Annotated in this window: 16 protein-coding genes; 10 read left to right on the top strand and 6 right to left on the bottom strand. The window is 64.4% G+C overall.

The genetic code is table 11. The features are described from left to right. The 5 genes from preA to PD284_RS11240 all read left to right on the top strand — a co-directional run bounded on the left by preA (position 1) and on the right by PD284_RS11240 (position 3,378). Positions 1-1,314: an NAD-dependent dihydropyrimidine dehydrogenase subunit PreA gene (preA, locus tag PD284_RS11220; RefSeq protein WP_274628282.1), complete on the top strand. Its 1,314-nt coding sequence runs from the start codon at positions 1-3 to the stop codon at positions 1,312-1,314. Positions 1,315-1,392: 78 nt separating this feature from the next. Further along, on the top strand, positions 1,393-1,761 hold the full coding sequence (locus tag PD284_RS11225; protein ID WP_274628283.1) for an antitoxin Xre/MbcA/ParS toxin-binding domain-containing protein: 369 nt from the start codon (positions 1,393-1,395) through the stop codon (positions 1,759-1,761). Continuing rightward, positions 1,754-2,275, top strand: coding sequence for an RES family NAD+ phosphorylase (locus PD284_RS11230; protein WP_274628284.1), 522 nt, complete (start codon positions 1,754-1,756; stop codon positions 2,273-2,275). The genes PD284_RS11225 and PD284_RS11230 overlap by 8 nt, the downstream gene beginning before the upstream one ends. Positions 2,276-2,387: 112 nt before the next feature. Beyond that, complete coding sequence (locus tag PD284_RS11235; RefSeq protein ID WP_274628285.1) at positions 2,388-2,885, top strand: RrF2 family transcriptional regulator; 498 nt, start codon at positions 2,388-2,390, stop codon at positions 2,883-2,885. 31 nt (positions 2,886-2,916) lie between these two features. Beyond that, the gene (locus PD284_RS11240; RefSeq protein WP_274628286.1) at positions 2,917-3,378 is read left to right on the top strand and encodes a carboxymuconolactone decarboxylase family protein; all 462 of its coding nucleotides are present in this window, start codon (positions 2,917-2,919) and stop codon (positions 3,376-3,378) included. Between the two features lie 105 nt (positions 3,379-3,483). On the opposite strand, the gene PD284_RS11245 is transcribed toward PD284_RS11240, so the two are convergent. The 6 genes from PD284_RS11245 to PD284_RS11270 form a co-directional block, all read right to left on the bottom strand. Then, on the bottom strand, positions 3,484-5,544 hold the full coding sequence (locus PD284_RS11245; protein ID WP_274628287.1) for a TRAP transporter permease: 2,061 nt from the start codon (positions 5,542-5,544) through the stop codon (positions 3,484-3,486). Between the two features lie 97 nt (positions 5,545-5,641). After that, a complete protein-coding gene (locus PD284_RS11250; protein WP_274628288.1) occupies positions 5,642-6,625 on the bottom strand; it encodes a TAXI family TRAP transporter solute-binding subunit in 984 nt (327 codons plus the stop codon). Between the two features lie 234 nt (positions 6,626-6,859). After that, positions 6,860-7,168 carry an EthD family reductase gene (locus PD284_RS11255; RefSeq protein WP_274628289.1) on the bottom strand — a complete coding sequence of 103 codons (309 nt, stop codon included), beginning with the start codon at positions 7,166-7,168 and terminating at the stop codon, positions 6,860-6,862. 166 nt (positions 7,169-7,334) lie between these two features. Beyond that, on the bottom strand, positions 7,335-7,721 hold the full coding sequence (locus PD284_RS11260) for a VOC family protein (RefSeq protein WP_274628290.1): 387 nt from the start codon (positions 7,719-7,721) through the stop codon (positions 7,335-7,337). A gap of 27 nt (positions 7,722-7,748) precedes the next feature. After that, positions 7,749-8,366, bottom strand: coding sequence for an RNA polymerase sigma factor (locus tag PD284_RS11265; protein WP_274628291.1), 618 nt, complete (start codon positions 8,364-8,366; stop codon positions 7,749-7,751). Between the two features lie 3 nt (positions 8,367-8,369). Next, positions 8,370-9,005, bottom strand: coding sequence for a TetR family transcriptional regulator C-terminal domain-containing protein (locus PD284_RS11270; protein ID WP_274628292.1), 636 nt, complete (start codon positions 9,003-9,005; stop codon positions 8,370-8,372). Positions 9,006-9,241: 236 nt separating this feature from the next. On the opposite strand from PD284_RS11270, the gene aptA reads away from it, so the two are divergent. The 5 genes from aptA to hydA all read left to right on the top strand — a co-directional run bounded on the left by aptA (position 9,242) and on the right by hydA (position 13,997). Next, positions 9,242-10,570, top strand: a complete 1,329-nt coding sequence (gene aptA, locus PD284_RS11275) for an omega-aminotransferase AptA (RefSeq protein WP_274628293.1) — start codon at positions 9,242-9,244, stop codon at positions 10,568-10,570. 79 nt (positions 10,571-10,649) lie between these two features. Then, on the top strand, positions 10,650-11,900 hold the full coding sequence (locus PD284_RS11280; RefSeq protein WP_274628294.1) for a Zn-dependent hydrolase: 1,251 nt from the start codon (positions 10,650-10,652) through the stop codon (positions 11,898-11,900). 95 nt (positions 11,901-11,995) lie between these two features. After that, on the top strand, positions 11,996-12,196 hold the full coding sequence (locus tag PD284_RS11285) for a hypothetical protein (protein ID WP_274628295.1): 201 nt from the start codon (positions 11,996-11,998) through the stop codon (positions 12,194-12,196). Continuing rightward, on the top strand, positions 12,193-12,534 hold the full coding sequence (locus PD284_RS11290; protein WP_274628296.1) for a type II toxin-antitoxin system PemK/MazF family toxin: 342 nt from the start codon (positions 12,193-12,195) through the stop codon (positions 12,532-12,534). The genes PD284_RS11285 and PD284_RS11290 overlap by 4 nt, the downstream gene beginning before the upstream one ends. Before the next feature lie 11 nt (positions 12,535-12,545). Continuing rightward, positions 12,546-13,997, top strand: a complete 1,452-nt coding sequence (hydA, locus tag PD284_RS11295) for a dihydropyrimidinase (RefSeq protein WP_274628297.1) — start codon at positions 12,546-12,548, stop codon at positions 13,995-13,997. Positions 13,998-14,189 lie beyond the last annotated feature (192 nt).

Consider the following 14,189-nt stretch of genomic DNA (forward strand, 5'->3'; position numbering starts at 1 on the left):
ATGGCTGACCTTCGCAACAACTTCGTCGGCATCAAGTCGCCCAATCCGTTCTGGCTTGCCTCGGCGCCGCCGACAGACAAGGCCTACAACGTGATCCGCGCCTTCAAGGCGGGATGGGGCGGGGTCGTGTGGAAGACGCTTGGCGAGGAAGGGCCGCCGGTCGTCAATGTCAACGGCCCGCGCTACGGCGCCATCTGGGGCGCCGATCGCAGGCTGCTGGGCCTGAACAACATCGAACTGATCACCGACCGCGACCTCCAGGTAAACCTGCAGGAGATGAAGCAGGTCAAGCGCGACTGGCCGGACCGGGCGCTCGTCGCTTCCATCATGGTTCCCTGCACGGAAGACGCCTGGAAGGCCATCCTGCCGCTGGTCGAGGAGACCGGGGCAGACGGCATCGAACTGAATTTCGGCTGTCCGCACGGCATGAGCGAACGCGGCATGGGTTCGGCCGTCGGCCAGGTGCCGGAATACATCGAGATGGTGGTGCGCTGGTGCAAGCAGTACACGCGCATGCCGGTCATCACCAAGCTGACGCCGAACATCACCGACATCCGCAAGCCGGCGCGCGCCGCTTTCGCCGGCGGCACCGACGCCGTGTCGCTGATCAACACGATCAACTCGATCACCGGGGTCAACCTCGACAGTTTCGCGCCGGAGCCGACGATCGATGGCAAGGGCTCGCATGGTGGCTATTGCGGCCCGGCGGTCAAACCCATCGCCATGAACATGGTCGCCGAGATCGCGCGCGATCCGGAAACGCGCGGCCTGCCGATCTCGGGCATCGGCGGCATCACGACCTGGCGCGACGCCGCCGAGTTCATGGCGCTCGGCGCCGGCAACGTGCAGGTCTGCACGGCGGCGATGACCTACGGCTTCAAGATCGTCCAGGAGATGATCGCCGGACTGGAGAACTGGATGGACGAGAAGGGTCACCGCTCGCTCGACGACATCATCGGCCGCGCCACCCCGAACGTCACCGACTGGCAGTACCTCAACCTCAACTACGTCGCCAAGGCGCGCATCGACCAGGATGCCTGCATCAAGTGCGGCCGCTGCCACATCGCCTGCGAGGACACGTCGCACCAGGCGATCACGCAGATGGTCGAAGGCGTGCGCCACTTCGAGGTCATGGAGGACGAGTGCGTCGGCTGCAACCTCTGCGTCAACGTTTGCCCCGTCGAGGGCTGCATCACCATGGAGCCGCTGGCCGCCGGCGTGATCGACCAGCGCACGAAGCAGCCTGTGTCGCCCACCTACGCGAACTGGACGACGCATCCGAACAACCCGATGGCTAGGCAGGCCGCGGAGTAGGGGCAGATGTCCCGACCTTGAATTGCGCATCACTTGCGCTCATATTGAGCGCAGTGATGTCATTTTGAGGTCGATGTCATGCCGAATGCACTGAACATGGCTGCAACCGGCTTTGCCGACGAGCGCTCGCCCTTCCTCTCCGTGGGGCGGGTCACGGCGCTGCTCGGCGTCACAAATTCCGAACTCGCCAAGCTCATCGGGGTCGCCCGCAACACGCTTGCGGCCAAGTCGGGAGCGCGAAAAGTCGATCAGGCGCTGAGCCCGGTGGTGCGCATCCTCGCCATGGCTGCCGAGATGGCCGGCGACGAGAGCCGCGCCGCGATCTGGTTCAAGCACCAGCCGATCCCCGGTTGGGCCGGCAAGACCGCCTACGACCTTGTTTCGGAAGGCAAGTCGGACAAGGTGCTCGCCTATCTGGAGGCCGTGCGCTCCGGCGTCTATGCCTGAGCCGACAGGCCACCCTGAACCGCTCACGCTCTGGCGCGCCTATGTGCCCCGCTGGGCCTACCTGCCATTGTCGGGCGAGGGGGCAGCACGCTTCGGCGGACGCTGGAATCCGGTGGGCGCGCCGACGATCTACGCTGCGCTCGAACTGTCCACGGCCTGGGCCGAATACAATCAGGGCTTTGTCCAGCATCCCGCGCTGATCGCCCGGCTAGAGCTTTCCGGCGCATCGCTTGCCGATCTGACGGATTCGACGGTCCTGGAGGCGCTGGGTATCGACGCGTCGATCCATGCCTGCGAGTGGCGCGACGTGCTCGACCGCGGCGAGGTTCCACCAACCTACCTGCTCCGGGACATCCTGCTGGCGAAAGGCGTTCTCGGCGTCATCTATCCCTCCTTCATGTCGCCCGGCGGAAGGTGCGCTGCGATCTGGCGCTGGAATAACGCGGACGGGCCGACCCTCAGCATTGTCGATCCCGAAGGGCGCATGCCGAAAACCCCGGCCTCCTGGGTGTGAGCATCTCGTGTCGGTAGATGTCAGCAGGGACTTTCTTGATCGTTGCAACTCGGATTATCGTGGATAAATGTTATCCATGATAACCCGAGTCCACGATGGAGCCGAGACCGGCATGAGACTGAGCGAGGGTGTGGAAGCGGCGGTCCATTCGGCGATCGTGCTGGCCGAGCTGCCGGCGGGCGCCACGCTGCCCGGCGCGGCGCTTGCCGAATACCACGGCATCTCCGGCAGCTACCTGCTCAAGCACCTGAAGGACCTGGTGGCAGCGCAGATCCTGGAGTCGCTGCCGGGGCCAGCCGGAGGTTACCGGCTGGCGCGCAAGGCCGACAAGATCAGCCTGCTGGACATCGTGCTGGCGATAGAAGGGCCTCAGCCGGCGTTCCGCTGCAACGAGATAAGGCAGAAAGGTCCGGGTGCGCTCGAACCGGCCGCCTACAAGAGGCCGTGCGGTATCAACACTGCGATGCTGAAGGCCGAGCAGGCATACCGCGCCGTGCTCGCCGAAACCAAGTTGTCCAGCTTGATCGAGGACTATGCCAGGCGCGCCGACCCTCGCGCCGTCGCCTTCAGCTGCGCCTTCCTCGAGCAAAACCAGCGCCTGCCGCGCTGAAGCCTTCCACGCAAGCAACAGAGGAACGATCATGAAGATCCGCATGAACTATTTCGCGAAGGCGCCGGGCCTCCTCGCGAAGATGACCGAACTCGACAAGGCGGTCGAGGAGTCCGGCTTCGATCGCAAGCTGCTGCACCTGGTCAAGCTGCGCACCTCGCAGATCAATGGATGCGCCTATTGCGTCGACATGCACGTCAAGGAAGCCCGCCGCGACGGCGAGGCCGAGCAGCGCATCCATCTCGTCAGTGCTTGGCGGGAAAGCCCGCTTTTCTCGGAGCGTGAACGCGCTGCGCTGGAGTGGACCGAAGCCCTGACGCTGCTGCCCCAGAGCCGGGCTGCCGACGAGTTCTACGATCCGCTGAGGAGCCACTTCTCCGATGTCGAGATCGTCCAGCTCACCATGCTGATCGGCGTCATCAACACCTGGAACCGATTGGCAGTCGGGTTTCGCTCCATGCATCCGATCGATCGCGAGACGCAGGTCGCGTGAGCGGAGGAAGAGATGGGCCCGCCGCGACAACGCGGCAGGCCCTTGCGACGAAGCGCGGAAGTCGGGACCGTTGAGGCCGGGACACGGCTCGACAGTATCCCAAGGCTAGGCGGTTACCTGTCTCCCGGAGAGGCCGTTCCACTGGTTCAGCAACACCGGTGCTGCCAGGGCCAGTCCCGCAAGGGTCGAGTAGAGCTCGGGCATGATCATCAGGAAGGCCGCCAGGACCAGAAGCGCATTCTCCCATGGCTTGGTGCGGACCAGCATGAAACGCGACAGGGCAGCGCCCAGGCAGACAATGCCGAACGTACAACCGAAAAATGCCACGGCGAAGGAAGTCCAGGTGAAATCCTTGGTGACCAGCAGCAGCGAGGGCGAGAAGACGAAGACGAAAGGCACCAGCACCTTTCCGAGGCCCAACCTGAAGGCAATGTTGCCGGTCTTGAACGGATCGGCTGCCGCCATGCCGGCAGCCGCGTAGGCGGCCAGCGCGACTGGCGGAGTGATGTCGGCCAGCACGCCGTAGTAGAAGACGAAGAAGTGGGCGACGATGGGTTCGACGCCGAGCAGGACGAGGGCCGGCGCTGCAATGGTGACCATGATGATGTAGTTTGCGGTCGTCGGGATGCCGCAGCCCATCAGGATGCACACCATGCCAGTCATCAACAGGGTGAAGAACAGGGTGAGGCTTGTCGGCGTCAGCAGGTCGCCCGGCACGAGGGCGTGGACGAAATCCGCCATCTGCGCGGCCGTCGAGGTGACGATGAAGGAAACCTTGAACCCGACACCGGTGAACGTCACCACGCCGACGACGATCCCGACCGTTGCGGCCGCCGCGCCCACTGCGAGCGCATATTTCGCCCCGTCGCGGAGACTTTCGAGGATCTCCCAGACCGACATGCGTCGCCTTGGATTGAGCAAGCCGACCGCGACGCAAAGCGTGATGCCCCAGAATGCGGCCATGTAGGGCGTATAGCCGGCCAGCAGCACCCCAATAAGCGCGATCAGGGGAATGATGGTCGGCCAGTCGCGCTTCAGCGCTGCCGACACGTCGGGCATCTCGTCCGGGCGCAATCCCCGCAGGCCGTTCCGCTTTGCCTCGAAGTGAACCTGCACCAGCACGCCGAAGAAATGCATGAAGGCCGGCACGACGGCAGCGAGGATGATGGTCGTGTAGGGGAGTTCAAGAAACTCGATCATCAGGAAGGCGGCTGCGCCCATGATGGGCGGCGTGATCTGCCCCCCGGTTGATGACGCCGCCTCGACCGCCGCCGCAAAGGGCCGCTTGTAGCCGAGCTTGATCATGGCCGGGATGGTGAGGGAGCCGACGGTAACCGTATTGGCGACCGAGGAGCCGGAGATCATGCCGAAGAGCGCCGACCCGAAGATCGAGACCTTGGCCGGACCGCCGGCATAGCGGCCCGCTACCCAGGCGGCGCAATCAAGGAAGAGCTGGCCGAGCCCGATGCGGGTGGCGAAGACGCCGAACAGCACGAAGTGGAAGACATAGGTCGCGACGACGCCGAGGGCGATGCCGTAGATGCCTTGCGTGGTCAGGTAGAGATGATCGACCAAGCCGGAAACGGTTGCACCGGGATGGACCAGGATGCTGGGCATCCACGGACCGAACAGCGCGTAGCCCATGAAAACGAGGGCAATGACGGGCAACGGCCAGCCGACGGACCGGCGCGTCGCCTCGAGCAGCACCACGATCAGGGTGATCCCGAGCGCGACGTCGGTTGCGGTGGGATTGCCGACGCGAAATGCAAGATCGTCCAGCGGAATCATTGGGACGTGAGCAACCGCGACGACTGCCGCGACAGCAAGGCCCCAGTCGACAAGCGGAATGCCGAGCGGGCTCAGAAGCGTCGACCTGGCCGGCGTGTTGTAGCCGCGCTTTACCGCCGGAAAGACGAGAAAGACCAGCGCAAGCACGAAGGACAGATGGATGCCGCGGTGGACCATTTCCGAGAGCAGGCCGAAGCCCGCCGTATAATAGTGGAAGATGGAAAGGGCGATCAGCAGCGCGCCGACGAGCCGGCCGGACAGCGGCGAAAGCTTGCGGAAACGAATCTCGGAATCGAACTGCTCCTCGAGTTCGCGCGCCTTCTCCTCATCGAGCTCCAGCGGAGCCAGACGGACATCATCGTTCTTCTGGTCGGTCATGCCTTCGCGGTTCCGCTGTTTGTCGGTTCATTCATATGCAAGGAAGGCGGAAAGCACGCTTTCCGCCTTCGGGGAGTCGCAATTCCTTGGCGCGCCGCTATTTCAGGACGCCGGCCTCCTTGTAGAACTTCTCCGCACCGGGATGCAGCGGAATGCCCAGGCTGGTGACTGCGTTGTCGCGCGTGATCAGCTTGCCCTTGGCATGGCCCGCGTCGAGCGCCTTCCTCGAGCCTTCGCTCCAGAGCGACTTGGCAATGTTGTAGACCAGATCATCGGGCTGCTTGGCGCTGGTGACCCACTGCGCGGCGACGGAGATCGTCTGGGTTTCCGGAACGCCCTTGTAGGTCTCGGCCGGCACGGTGTTGGCCGAAAAGAACTTGTAGTCTCCGAGCATCTTCTCCGCTTCCGGCCCGGAGACCGGCACCAGCGTGATCGACGTCGAGGCGGCCAGTTCGGTGATCGCTCCGGCCGGGAAGCCGCCGACAAAGAAGTACGCGTCGAGTGCGCCGTCCCGCATCTTCTCGCCCGACGGGCCGGGCTTCAGGTATTCGGCGGTAATGTCCTGCTCGGACAGGCCATAGGCAGCCAGCACGATGCGGGCGTCGACGATGGTGCCCGAACCTGGCTCGTCAATCGATACGCGCTTGCCCTTCAGGTCGGCGATCGACTTGATGCCCGCGTCGGCGCGCGCCACGACGTGAAGCGTCTCCGGATAGAGCGTCGCAATGAGGCGCAGATCCTCGACCTTGCCCTTTCCGTCATAGAGCCCGGTGCCGGAATGGGCCCAGAATGCCACGTCGGACTGCGTGAACCCGGATTCGGCGCTGCCGCTCTGGATGGCGTTGATGTTGGCCACCGACCCGTTGGACGAGATAGCCGTTGCGACGAGGCCGGGCACGCCGTTCTCGCCGGTGGCGGAGATGGCGTTCGCAATCAGCCCGCCGATTGGATAGTAGGTTCCGGCCGTGCCTCCCGTCCCGATCCGGAAGAACGCCTGAGACTGAGCGAAAGCACGGTGTGCGCCCGCGGCGATCAAGGCGGCGCCGGCGGTAAAGGCGCGGCGCGTCATAGAAATTGCCATGTTTGATCCTTCGATTGCCAAAGGGCGAGGATGGGAAAGGACAAGGGCAATTGTCAATCCAGGATGGGAATGCGGCTGGGGATTGTGGCCCGCCGATGGTAGCCCGTGGGAGAAAGTCCGCGCAGGAATAATTTCTCGAGACGCGCGGCTTCCTGGAAAACGACCTTCGCCGCGGTCGGACCAGGGCCGCGCGCCAAGGCCGGCTCGATAGCGACCGTCGACGCGAATTGGCCGTCAGGCGTCCTTCGTGTCGAACATGTAGAGGTCGGCACCGCCGCTGGCGAAGTTGGCGAGGTCGTCGGCGGCCGCCTGTCCTTCCGGTGAGCCGAGCGCATCCTTGATCGCGGCGAGGCTGTCGAATGTCAGTATAGCAGTGAGATGCAGGCCGGAGGGGCCGTCCGGCGTTCCGATCGGGCCTGTGCTGATCTCGTACTTCCTGAGGCCGGGAATCTTCCTGGCGATCGGGATGTGCGTCGCATTGTAGTAGGCGTCGAACGCCGCTGGATCCTTCGGCGTCTTGTAAAGAACCACGAGCTTGGCCATCGGCTTCCTCCCGGAAAGCTGTTTGCACGGTGCCCGGCGGGATCGTGGCGGGAGTGGGGCGCGTCGTCAACGCGACCTTCGGATAGGCGCCTTGCGGCATCGACCGGGCACTGCCGACGCCGCTGCCGACTGCCGGGCTCAGCGCTTGCGTGAGCGCGGCCGGCGTTCAGCCCGACGTCCGTGGCACGTTCTCGGCCTGGTAGAACGAGACGATGTGCCCGTCAGGATCGCGAAAGTCGGCGAACCAGCCGCCGGGCGCTTCCGACACCGGCGTCACGATCTCCACGCCGCGTGACGCAAGCGAGGCGAGCACCGTGTCGATACCGCCTTCCGACAGACCGAACACGACGCCCGGCGTGTTGCCGGGCTTCGGATCGCCCGGGAACACGAGGACTTCGACGTTCGATCCGATCCGGGCGAGCAGCCAGGACGACCCGTCTGGCTCGTCGGTCCGCATGAACTCGAAGCCCAGGTTCTCGCGATAGAATTTCTCGGTGCGGTCGACGTCCGTGACATTGAGGATGATGGAAACGTTGCTGATCTTCAAAGGCATGAAAAATCACTCCTGGCTGTCGTTGCGCTAAGAGTTGCCGTCGGGGAGCCGAATGTGAGGCGATGTCAGAAAAATTTGATGACCGTCTGGATCGGATATGGCGAAGCGCCGACCTTCGAGGCGCGACATGCCCGCCTTCAGGCTGCGCCGCGCCAGCCCGTCGGCGCCGCTCGCGGGCGCGATGTCGTCGGCCGCTGACGCCCCTGCCGCCGCCACGGCCCTGCGCAGCGCGCTGATGCGCTGACGCAGCGCCGTATCCGGAAGGCCTAGAAGGAAGGCGATCTCGGTGCGGCCGAGCCCGACATTGACGAGCAGCGCGACGATCCTGAGCGATGGCGGCAGCGCTTCAACGAAATCCTCTGCAAGGCGTCGCGGGGCCGGCGGGGGCAGCTGGCGGTCCTCCTCATGGGCGACCTCGCGGCGCTTGCGACGGATCGCGCCGCGCGCCAGGAACTTGGAGCGCAGCCGCACGGCTCCGCATGCCCAGGGCAGGAAGCGGCTGTCGGCGCAATCCATGCCGGCTTCGATCGCCGCCGCCAGCACATCCTGGACCACGTCGTCCGCTTCGTCCCGGACAACGCAGTGGCGCAGGGCGACACGCCGCAGGGTCTGGATCGTCGCCATACCCACGCCGCGGCCGCGCATGGGTCAGGCTTCCGGCTTTGGTCGGAGGCCGTCCATGAAAAGCTGCTCCAGGAAGCGGGCGGCGTCCTCAAATCGTCCCTCTCCGCCGCGGTCCGGACCTAGCACGGCGCGGACCTGGACGTCGAAGTCCGCATAGTGCTGGGTCGTCGCCCATATCGAGAAGATCAGGTGATAGGGATCAATGCGGACGATCTGGCCCGCCCGTATCCAGCCCCGGATCACCTCGGCCTTCTCGTCGACCAGCTGCTTCAGTTCGCCCTCGAGCATCGGCATGATGCGCGGCGCGCCCTGGATGATCTCGTTGGCGAACAGCCGGCTCTCGCGCGGATAGTCGCGCGCCATTTCGAGCTTGCGGCGGATGTAGCCGCAAATCTCCGCCAGAGGGTCGCCGACGTCGTCCAGCTCGCGCAGCGGCGCCAGCCAGGTGTCAAGGAGGCGCTCCATCAGGGTAACGTGGATGTCTTCCTTGCGACGGAAGTAATAGAGCAGGTTGGGCTTCGACATGCCGGCCGCCTCGGCGATCTGGTCGATCGTGGCGCCCCGGAATCCGTTGGATGAAAACACCTCCAGCGCGGCTTCCAGGATGACCTCGCGCTTCTCGTTCTGGATGCGCGTGCGTGGACGGGCGGAGGCGGCCAAGGTTCAGCAGCCTTCCGGCGACAAATAAGCGGGGCTGTATTGGCCCAATCGACTGGACCAGACCTTTCTCAGGCGTGGAGCGCGTAGGGGGTCGGACATTTCCGGTACTATTCCCTTGACCGCCTGCATGGCGGTGCTAACGTTTGTCCAATCGGTCAAAAAATGCGTACCACAAGAGCGCATACGGGACCAAGCGTTGGCCGCAGTCAATTCTGGGAAATTAGGAAAGCTTGGTCATGTCAAATCGCCTGAAAGTCACGCCGAACGATCTCAGCGCGTTCTGGATGCCGTTCACTGCCAACCGGCAATTCAAGCAGGCGCCGCGCATGTTCGTGTCCGCCAAGGACATGCACTATACGACGACCGACGGGCGCAAGGTGCTCGATGGCACAGCGGGCCTCTGGTGCGTCAATGCCGGCCACTGCCGGCCCAAGATCACCGAGGCGATCCAGCACCAGGCTGGCGAGCTCGACTATGCGCCGGCCTTCCAGATGGGCCATCCGATCGTCTTCGAGTTTGCCAACCGGCTGGTCGACATCGCACCGGAGGGCATGGACCATGTCTTCTTCACCAACTCGGGCTCCGAATCCGTCGAGACCGCGTTGAAGATGGCGCTCGCCTACCAGCGGGTGAAGGGCGAGGGCGCGCGCACCCGGCTGATCGGCCGCGAGCGCGGCTATCACGGCGTCAACTTCGGCGGCATCTCCGTCGGCGGCATCGTTGGCAACCGCAAGATGTTCGGCACGCTGCTGACCGGCGTCGACCACCTGCCGCACACGCACGACCTGGCCAAGAACGCCTTCACCAAGGGCGAGCCGGAGCATGGCGCAAATCTCGCCGACGAACTGGAGCGCATCGTCACGCTGCATGACGCCTCGACCATCGCGGCGGTCATCGTGGAGCCGGTGGCGGGCTCGACCGGCGTGCTCATCCCGCCGAAGGGCTATCTGCAGAAGCTGCGCGACATCTGCACCAAGCACGGCATCCTGCTGATTTTCGACGAGGTCATCACGGGCTTCGGCCGCCTCGGCACGCCGTTCGCCGCCGACTATTTCGGCGTGACCCCCGACATCATGATCACCGCCAAGGGCGTCACCAACGGCGTGATCCCGATGGGCGCTGTATTCGTGAAGAAGGAGATCCACGACGCCTTCATGAACGGCCCGGAGCACCTGATCGAGTTCGCCCACGGCTACACCTATTCGGGCAACCCGATCGCCTGTGCCGCAGGTCTGGGCACGCTCGACACTTACAAGGAAGAGGGGCTGCTGACGCGCGGCGCCGAACTCGCGCCCTATTGGGAGGATGCGCTGCACTCGCTGAAGGGCGAGCCGCATGTGATCGACGTCCGCAACATCGGCTTGGTGGGCGCCATCGAGCTGCAGCCGATCGCCGGCCAGCCGACCAAGCGGGCGTTCTCGGCCTTCGTGAAGGCGTTCGAGCGCGGCGCGCTGATCCGCACGACGGGCGACATCATCGCGCTGTCGCCGCCGCTCATCATCACGAAGGGCCAGATCGACGAACTGATCGATCATGTCCGCGAGGTATTGCGGATGATCGACTGAGGCCTCGGCCTCACCCAAGGAGCCGGCGTCGGGAACCGCCGGCCCATGGGACGACATTTGGAATGGGAGTATTTTGCGTATGGCAGCGCCAGGCGAGAATCTGCGCATCAATCCGGACCGCCTCTGGGACTCTCTCATGGAGATGGCCAAGATCGGTCCGGGCGTCGCCGGCGGCAACAACCGCCAGACCCTGACCGACGAGGACGGGCAGGGCCGCCATCTCTTCAAGCGCTGGTGCGAGGAGGCGGGCCTCGAGATGGGGCTCGACCAGATGGGCACCATGTTCGCCCGCCGCGAGGGTACGGACCCTGACGCGCTGCCGGTCTATGTCGGCAGCCACCTCGACACGCAGCCGACCGGCGGCAAGTTCGACGGCGTGCTCGGCGTTCTCGGCGGCCTGGAGGTGATCCGCTCCCTCAACGACCTCGGCATCAAGACCAAGCATCCGATCGTCGTCACCAACTGGACCAACGAGGAGGGCACGCGCTTCGCGCCGGCCATGCTGGCCTCCGGCGTGTTCGCCGGCGCGCACGCGCAGGACTGGGCCTACGAGCGGACCGACGCCAAGGGCAAGACTTTCGGCGACGAGCTGAAGCGCATCGGCTGGCAGGGCGAAGAGGACGTCGGCGCCCGCAAGATGAAGGCCTTCTTCGAACTGCACATCGAGCAGGGCCCGATCCTCGAGGACGAGGACATCGACATCGGCGTCGTCACCCACGGCCAGGGCCTCAAGTGGCTGCAGGTCACGTTGACGGGCAAGGAAAGCCACACCGGCTCTACCCCGATGCCGAAGCGCCGCAATGCCGGGCTCGGCATGGCGCGGGTGACCGAACTCGTGCATGAAGTGGCGATGGACTACCAGCCGGATGCCGTGGGCGCGGTCGGGCACATGGAGGTCTATCCGAACTCCCGCAACATCATCGCCGGACGCACCGTCTTCACCATCGACATCCGGTCGCCGGAGAAGGAAGTCCTCGATGCGATGGACGGCCGAATCCGCGAGGGCATCGAGCTGATCTGCGACGCGCTCGACGTCCAGTTCGAGATCGAGCAGGTCGGCCATTTCGATCCGGTCACTTTCGACGCCGGCTGCGTGAAGGCGATCCGGGATGCGGCCGAGCGGCTGGGCTATACCCATCGCAACATCGTCTCGGGCGCCGGCCACGACGCCTGCTGGATCAACCGCGTCGCGCCGACGGCGATGGTGATGTGCCCGTGCGTCGACGGGCTCAGCCACAACGAGGCCGAGGAAATCTATCCGGAATGGGCAGCCGCCGGCTGCGACGTGCTCTTCCACGCCGTGGTGGAGACGGCGGAGATTGTTGAGTGAAGCGATGGCCGGCTATGATCGTCAAAATGCTGAATCATCGGTGGTAGGAACGTCAATCCTTGGTCCCGGCGGTCGTGTGAACCAGGAGGCTTGATATGGATGACGGAAAGAACCCCAGCGAGCTCCAAAGGCTCGGCTATCGAAGAGCGACGGTCTGGGTCGTCGACCACGACAATCAAACGGCAAACGAACTTTGGCGCGAGAGCGCCAGGTTGGCTGCCGAAGCCGACGAACGCGACCATTCAAACGATATCGCTGGCTTTTTGCTAGACGAGATGCTGCGGGACGAAACGTGAAGCGTGGCGACATAGTCCTCGTTTCGCTGCCGGGCGACTATGGGAAGACCCGTCCCGCAGTTGTAATTCAGAACGACGACGTTGCCGATATCCTGCGCAGCTGCACGATTCTTCTCATGACGTCTGAGCTGGTGAGCGGTTCGCTCTATCGCTTGACCGTCGAGCCCAGCGCGGAGAACGGCTTGGATCGCACCACGCAAGTTCAGGTCGACAAGATCGCCAGTCCACCCAAAGAGAAGCTGCGCGGGCCCATCGGCAAGCTGACCGTCGATCAGGTGCGGGATATCGATCTGGCGCTCCTGCGTCATTTGGATATCCGCGGCCACGGCATCGAATAAAGGGAACAACAATGTCCAAAGTCATCAAGAACGGCACGATCGTCACCGCCGACCGCACCTGGAAGGCGGATGTCCTTCTGAAGCACGGGAAGATCGAGGCCATCGGACAGGACCTCCACGGCGACCACGAGTTCGACGCCACCGGCTGCTACGTCATGCCCGGCGGGATCGACCCGCACACCCATCTCGAAATGCCCTTCATGGGCACCTATTCGGCCGACGATTTCGAGACCGGCACGCGGGCGGCACTCTCCGGCGGCACCACGATGGTGGTCGATTTCTGCCTGCCGGCGCCAGGCCAGTCGCTGCTCGAGGCGCTGCAGATGTGGGACAACAAGACCTCGAAGGCGTGCTCGGACTTCTCCTTCCACATGGCGATCACCTGGTGGGGCGAGCAGGTTTTTGACGAGATGAAGACGGTGGTGGACAAGGGCATCACCTCGTTCAAGCATTTCATGGCTTACAAGGGCGCGCTGATGGTCAACGACGACGAGATGTACGCGTCGTTCCAGCGCTGCGCGGAGCTCGGCGCGCTGCCGCTCGTTCATGCCGAGAATGGCGACGTGGTCGCCGCACTCAGCCAGCGGCTGCTGGCCGAGGGCAACAACGGGCCGGAGGGGCACGCCTATTCGCGGCCGCCGGAAGTGGAGGGCGAGGCGACCAACCGCGCCATCATGATCGCCGACATGGCGGGCGTGCCGCTCTATGTGGTGCATACCTCCTGCGAGCAGGCGCACGAGGCGATCCGCCGGGCCCGCCAGAAGGGAATGCGCGTCTTTGGCGAGCCGCTGATCCAGCATCTCGTGCTCGACGAGAGCGAGTATTTCAACAAGGACTGGGACCATGCCGCGCGGCGCGTGATGAGCCCGCCGTTCCGCAACAAGCAGCATCAGGATTCGCTGTGGGCCGGCCTCCAGGCTGGCTCGCTGCAGGTGGTGGCGACGGACCATTGCGCCTTCACGACGAAGCAAAAGCGTTTTGGCGTCGGCGACTTCACAAAAATCCCGAACGGGACGGGTGGGCTGGAGGACCGGATGCCGGTGCTCTGGACCAAGGGCGTCAACACCGGGCGGCTGACGATGAACGAGTTCGTTGCCGTTACCTCAACGAACATCGCCAAGATCCTGAACATGTATCCGAAAAAGGGTGCGATCGTCGAAGGGGCTGACGCCGACGTGAGCGTCTGGGACCCGAAGAAGAAGAAAACCATCACGGCTGGCGGGCAGCAGTCGATCATCGACTACAACGTCTTCGAAGGCGTCGAGGTGACCGGCCTGCCGCGCTTCGTGTTCACGCGGGGCGAGGTCGCGGTGAACGACGGCAAGGTGGAGGCGAAGCCGGGGCACGGCGAGTTCGTCGGGCGCGAGCCGCACGGCGCCGTGAACCGCGCGCTGTCGACCTGGAAGGAGCTGGTGGCGCCGCGCAAGGTGGAACGGACAGGGATACCGGCGACGGGGGCTTAGTCGTGCAGTGCCTGTGTGGGTGTGGAAATCCGACCAAGGGTGGAGGGCCTTTGCCCGATCATGGCCAGATATTGAGGGCGGCGATCAAGGAAACGGCTGGGGCTATCGAGCCGCTCGGACCAATGGTTGCGACAGGGAAGACCGTTGCCGCCAAACGAAGCGCAAATTCGTAGGGCGGATGGCACGTGCTGC

This window comes from Mesorhizobium shangrilense (assembly GCF_028826155.1).
In the GTDB taxonomy this organism is placed as follows: Bacteria; Pseudomonadota; Alphaproteobacteria; order Rhizobiales; family Rhizobiaceae; genus Arvimicrobium; species Arvimicrobium flavum.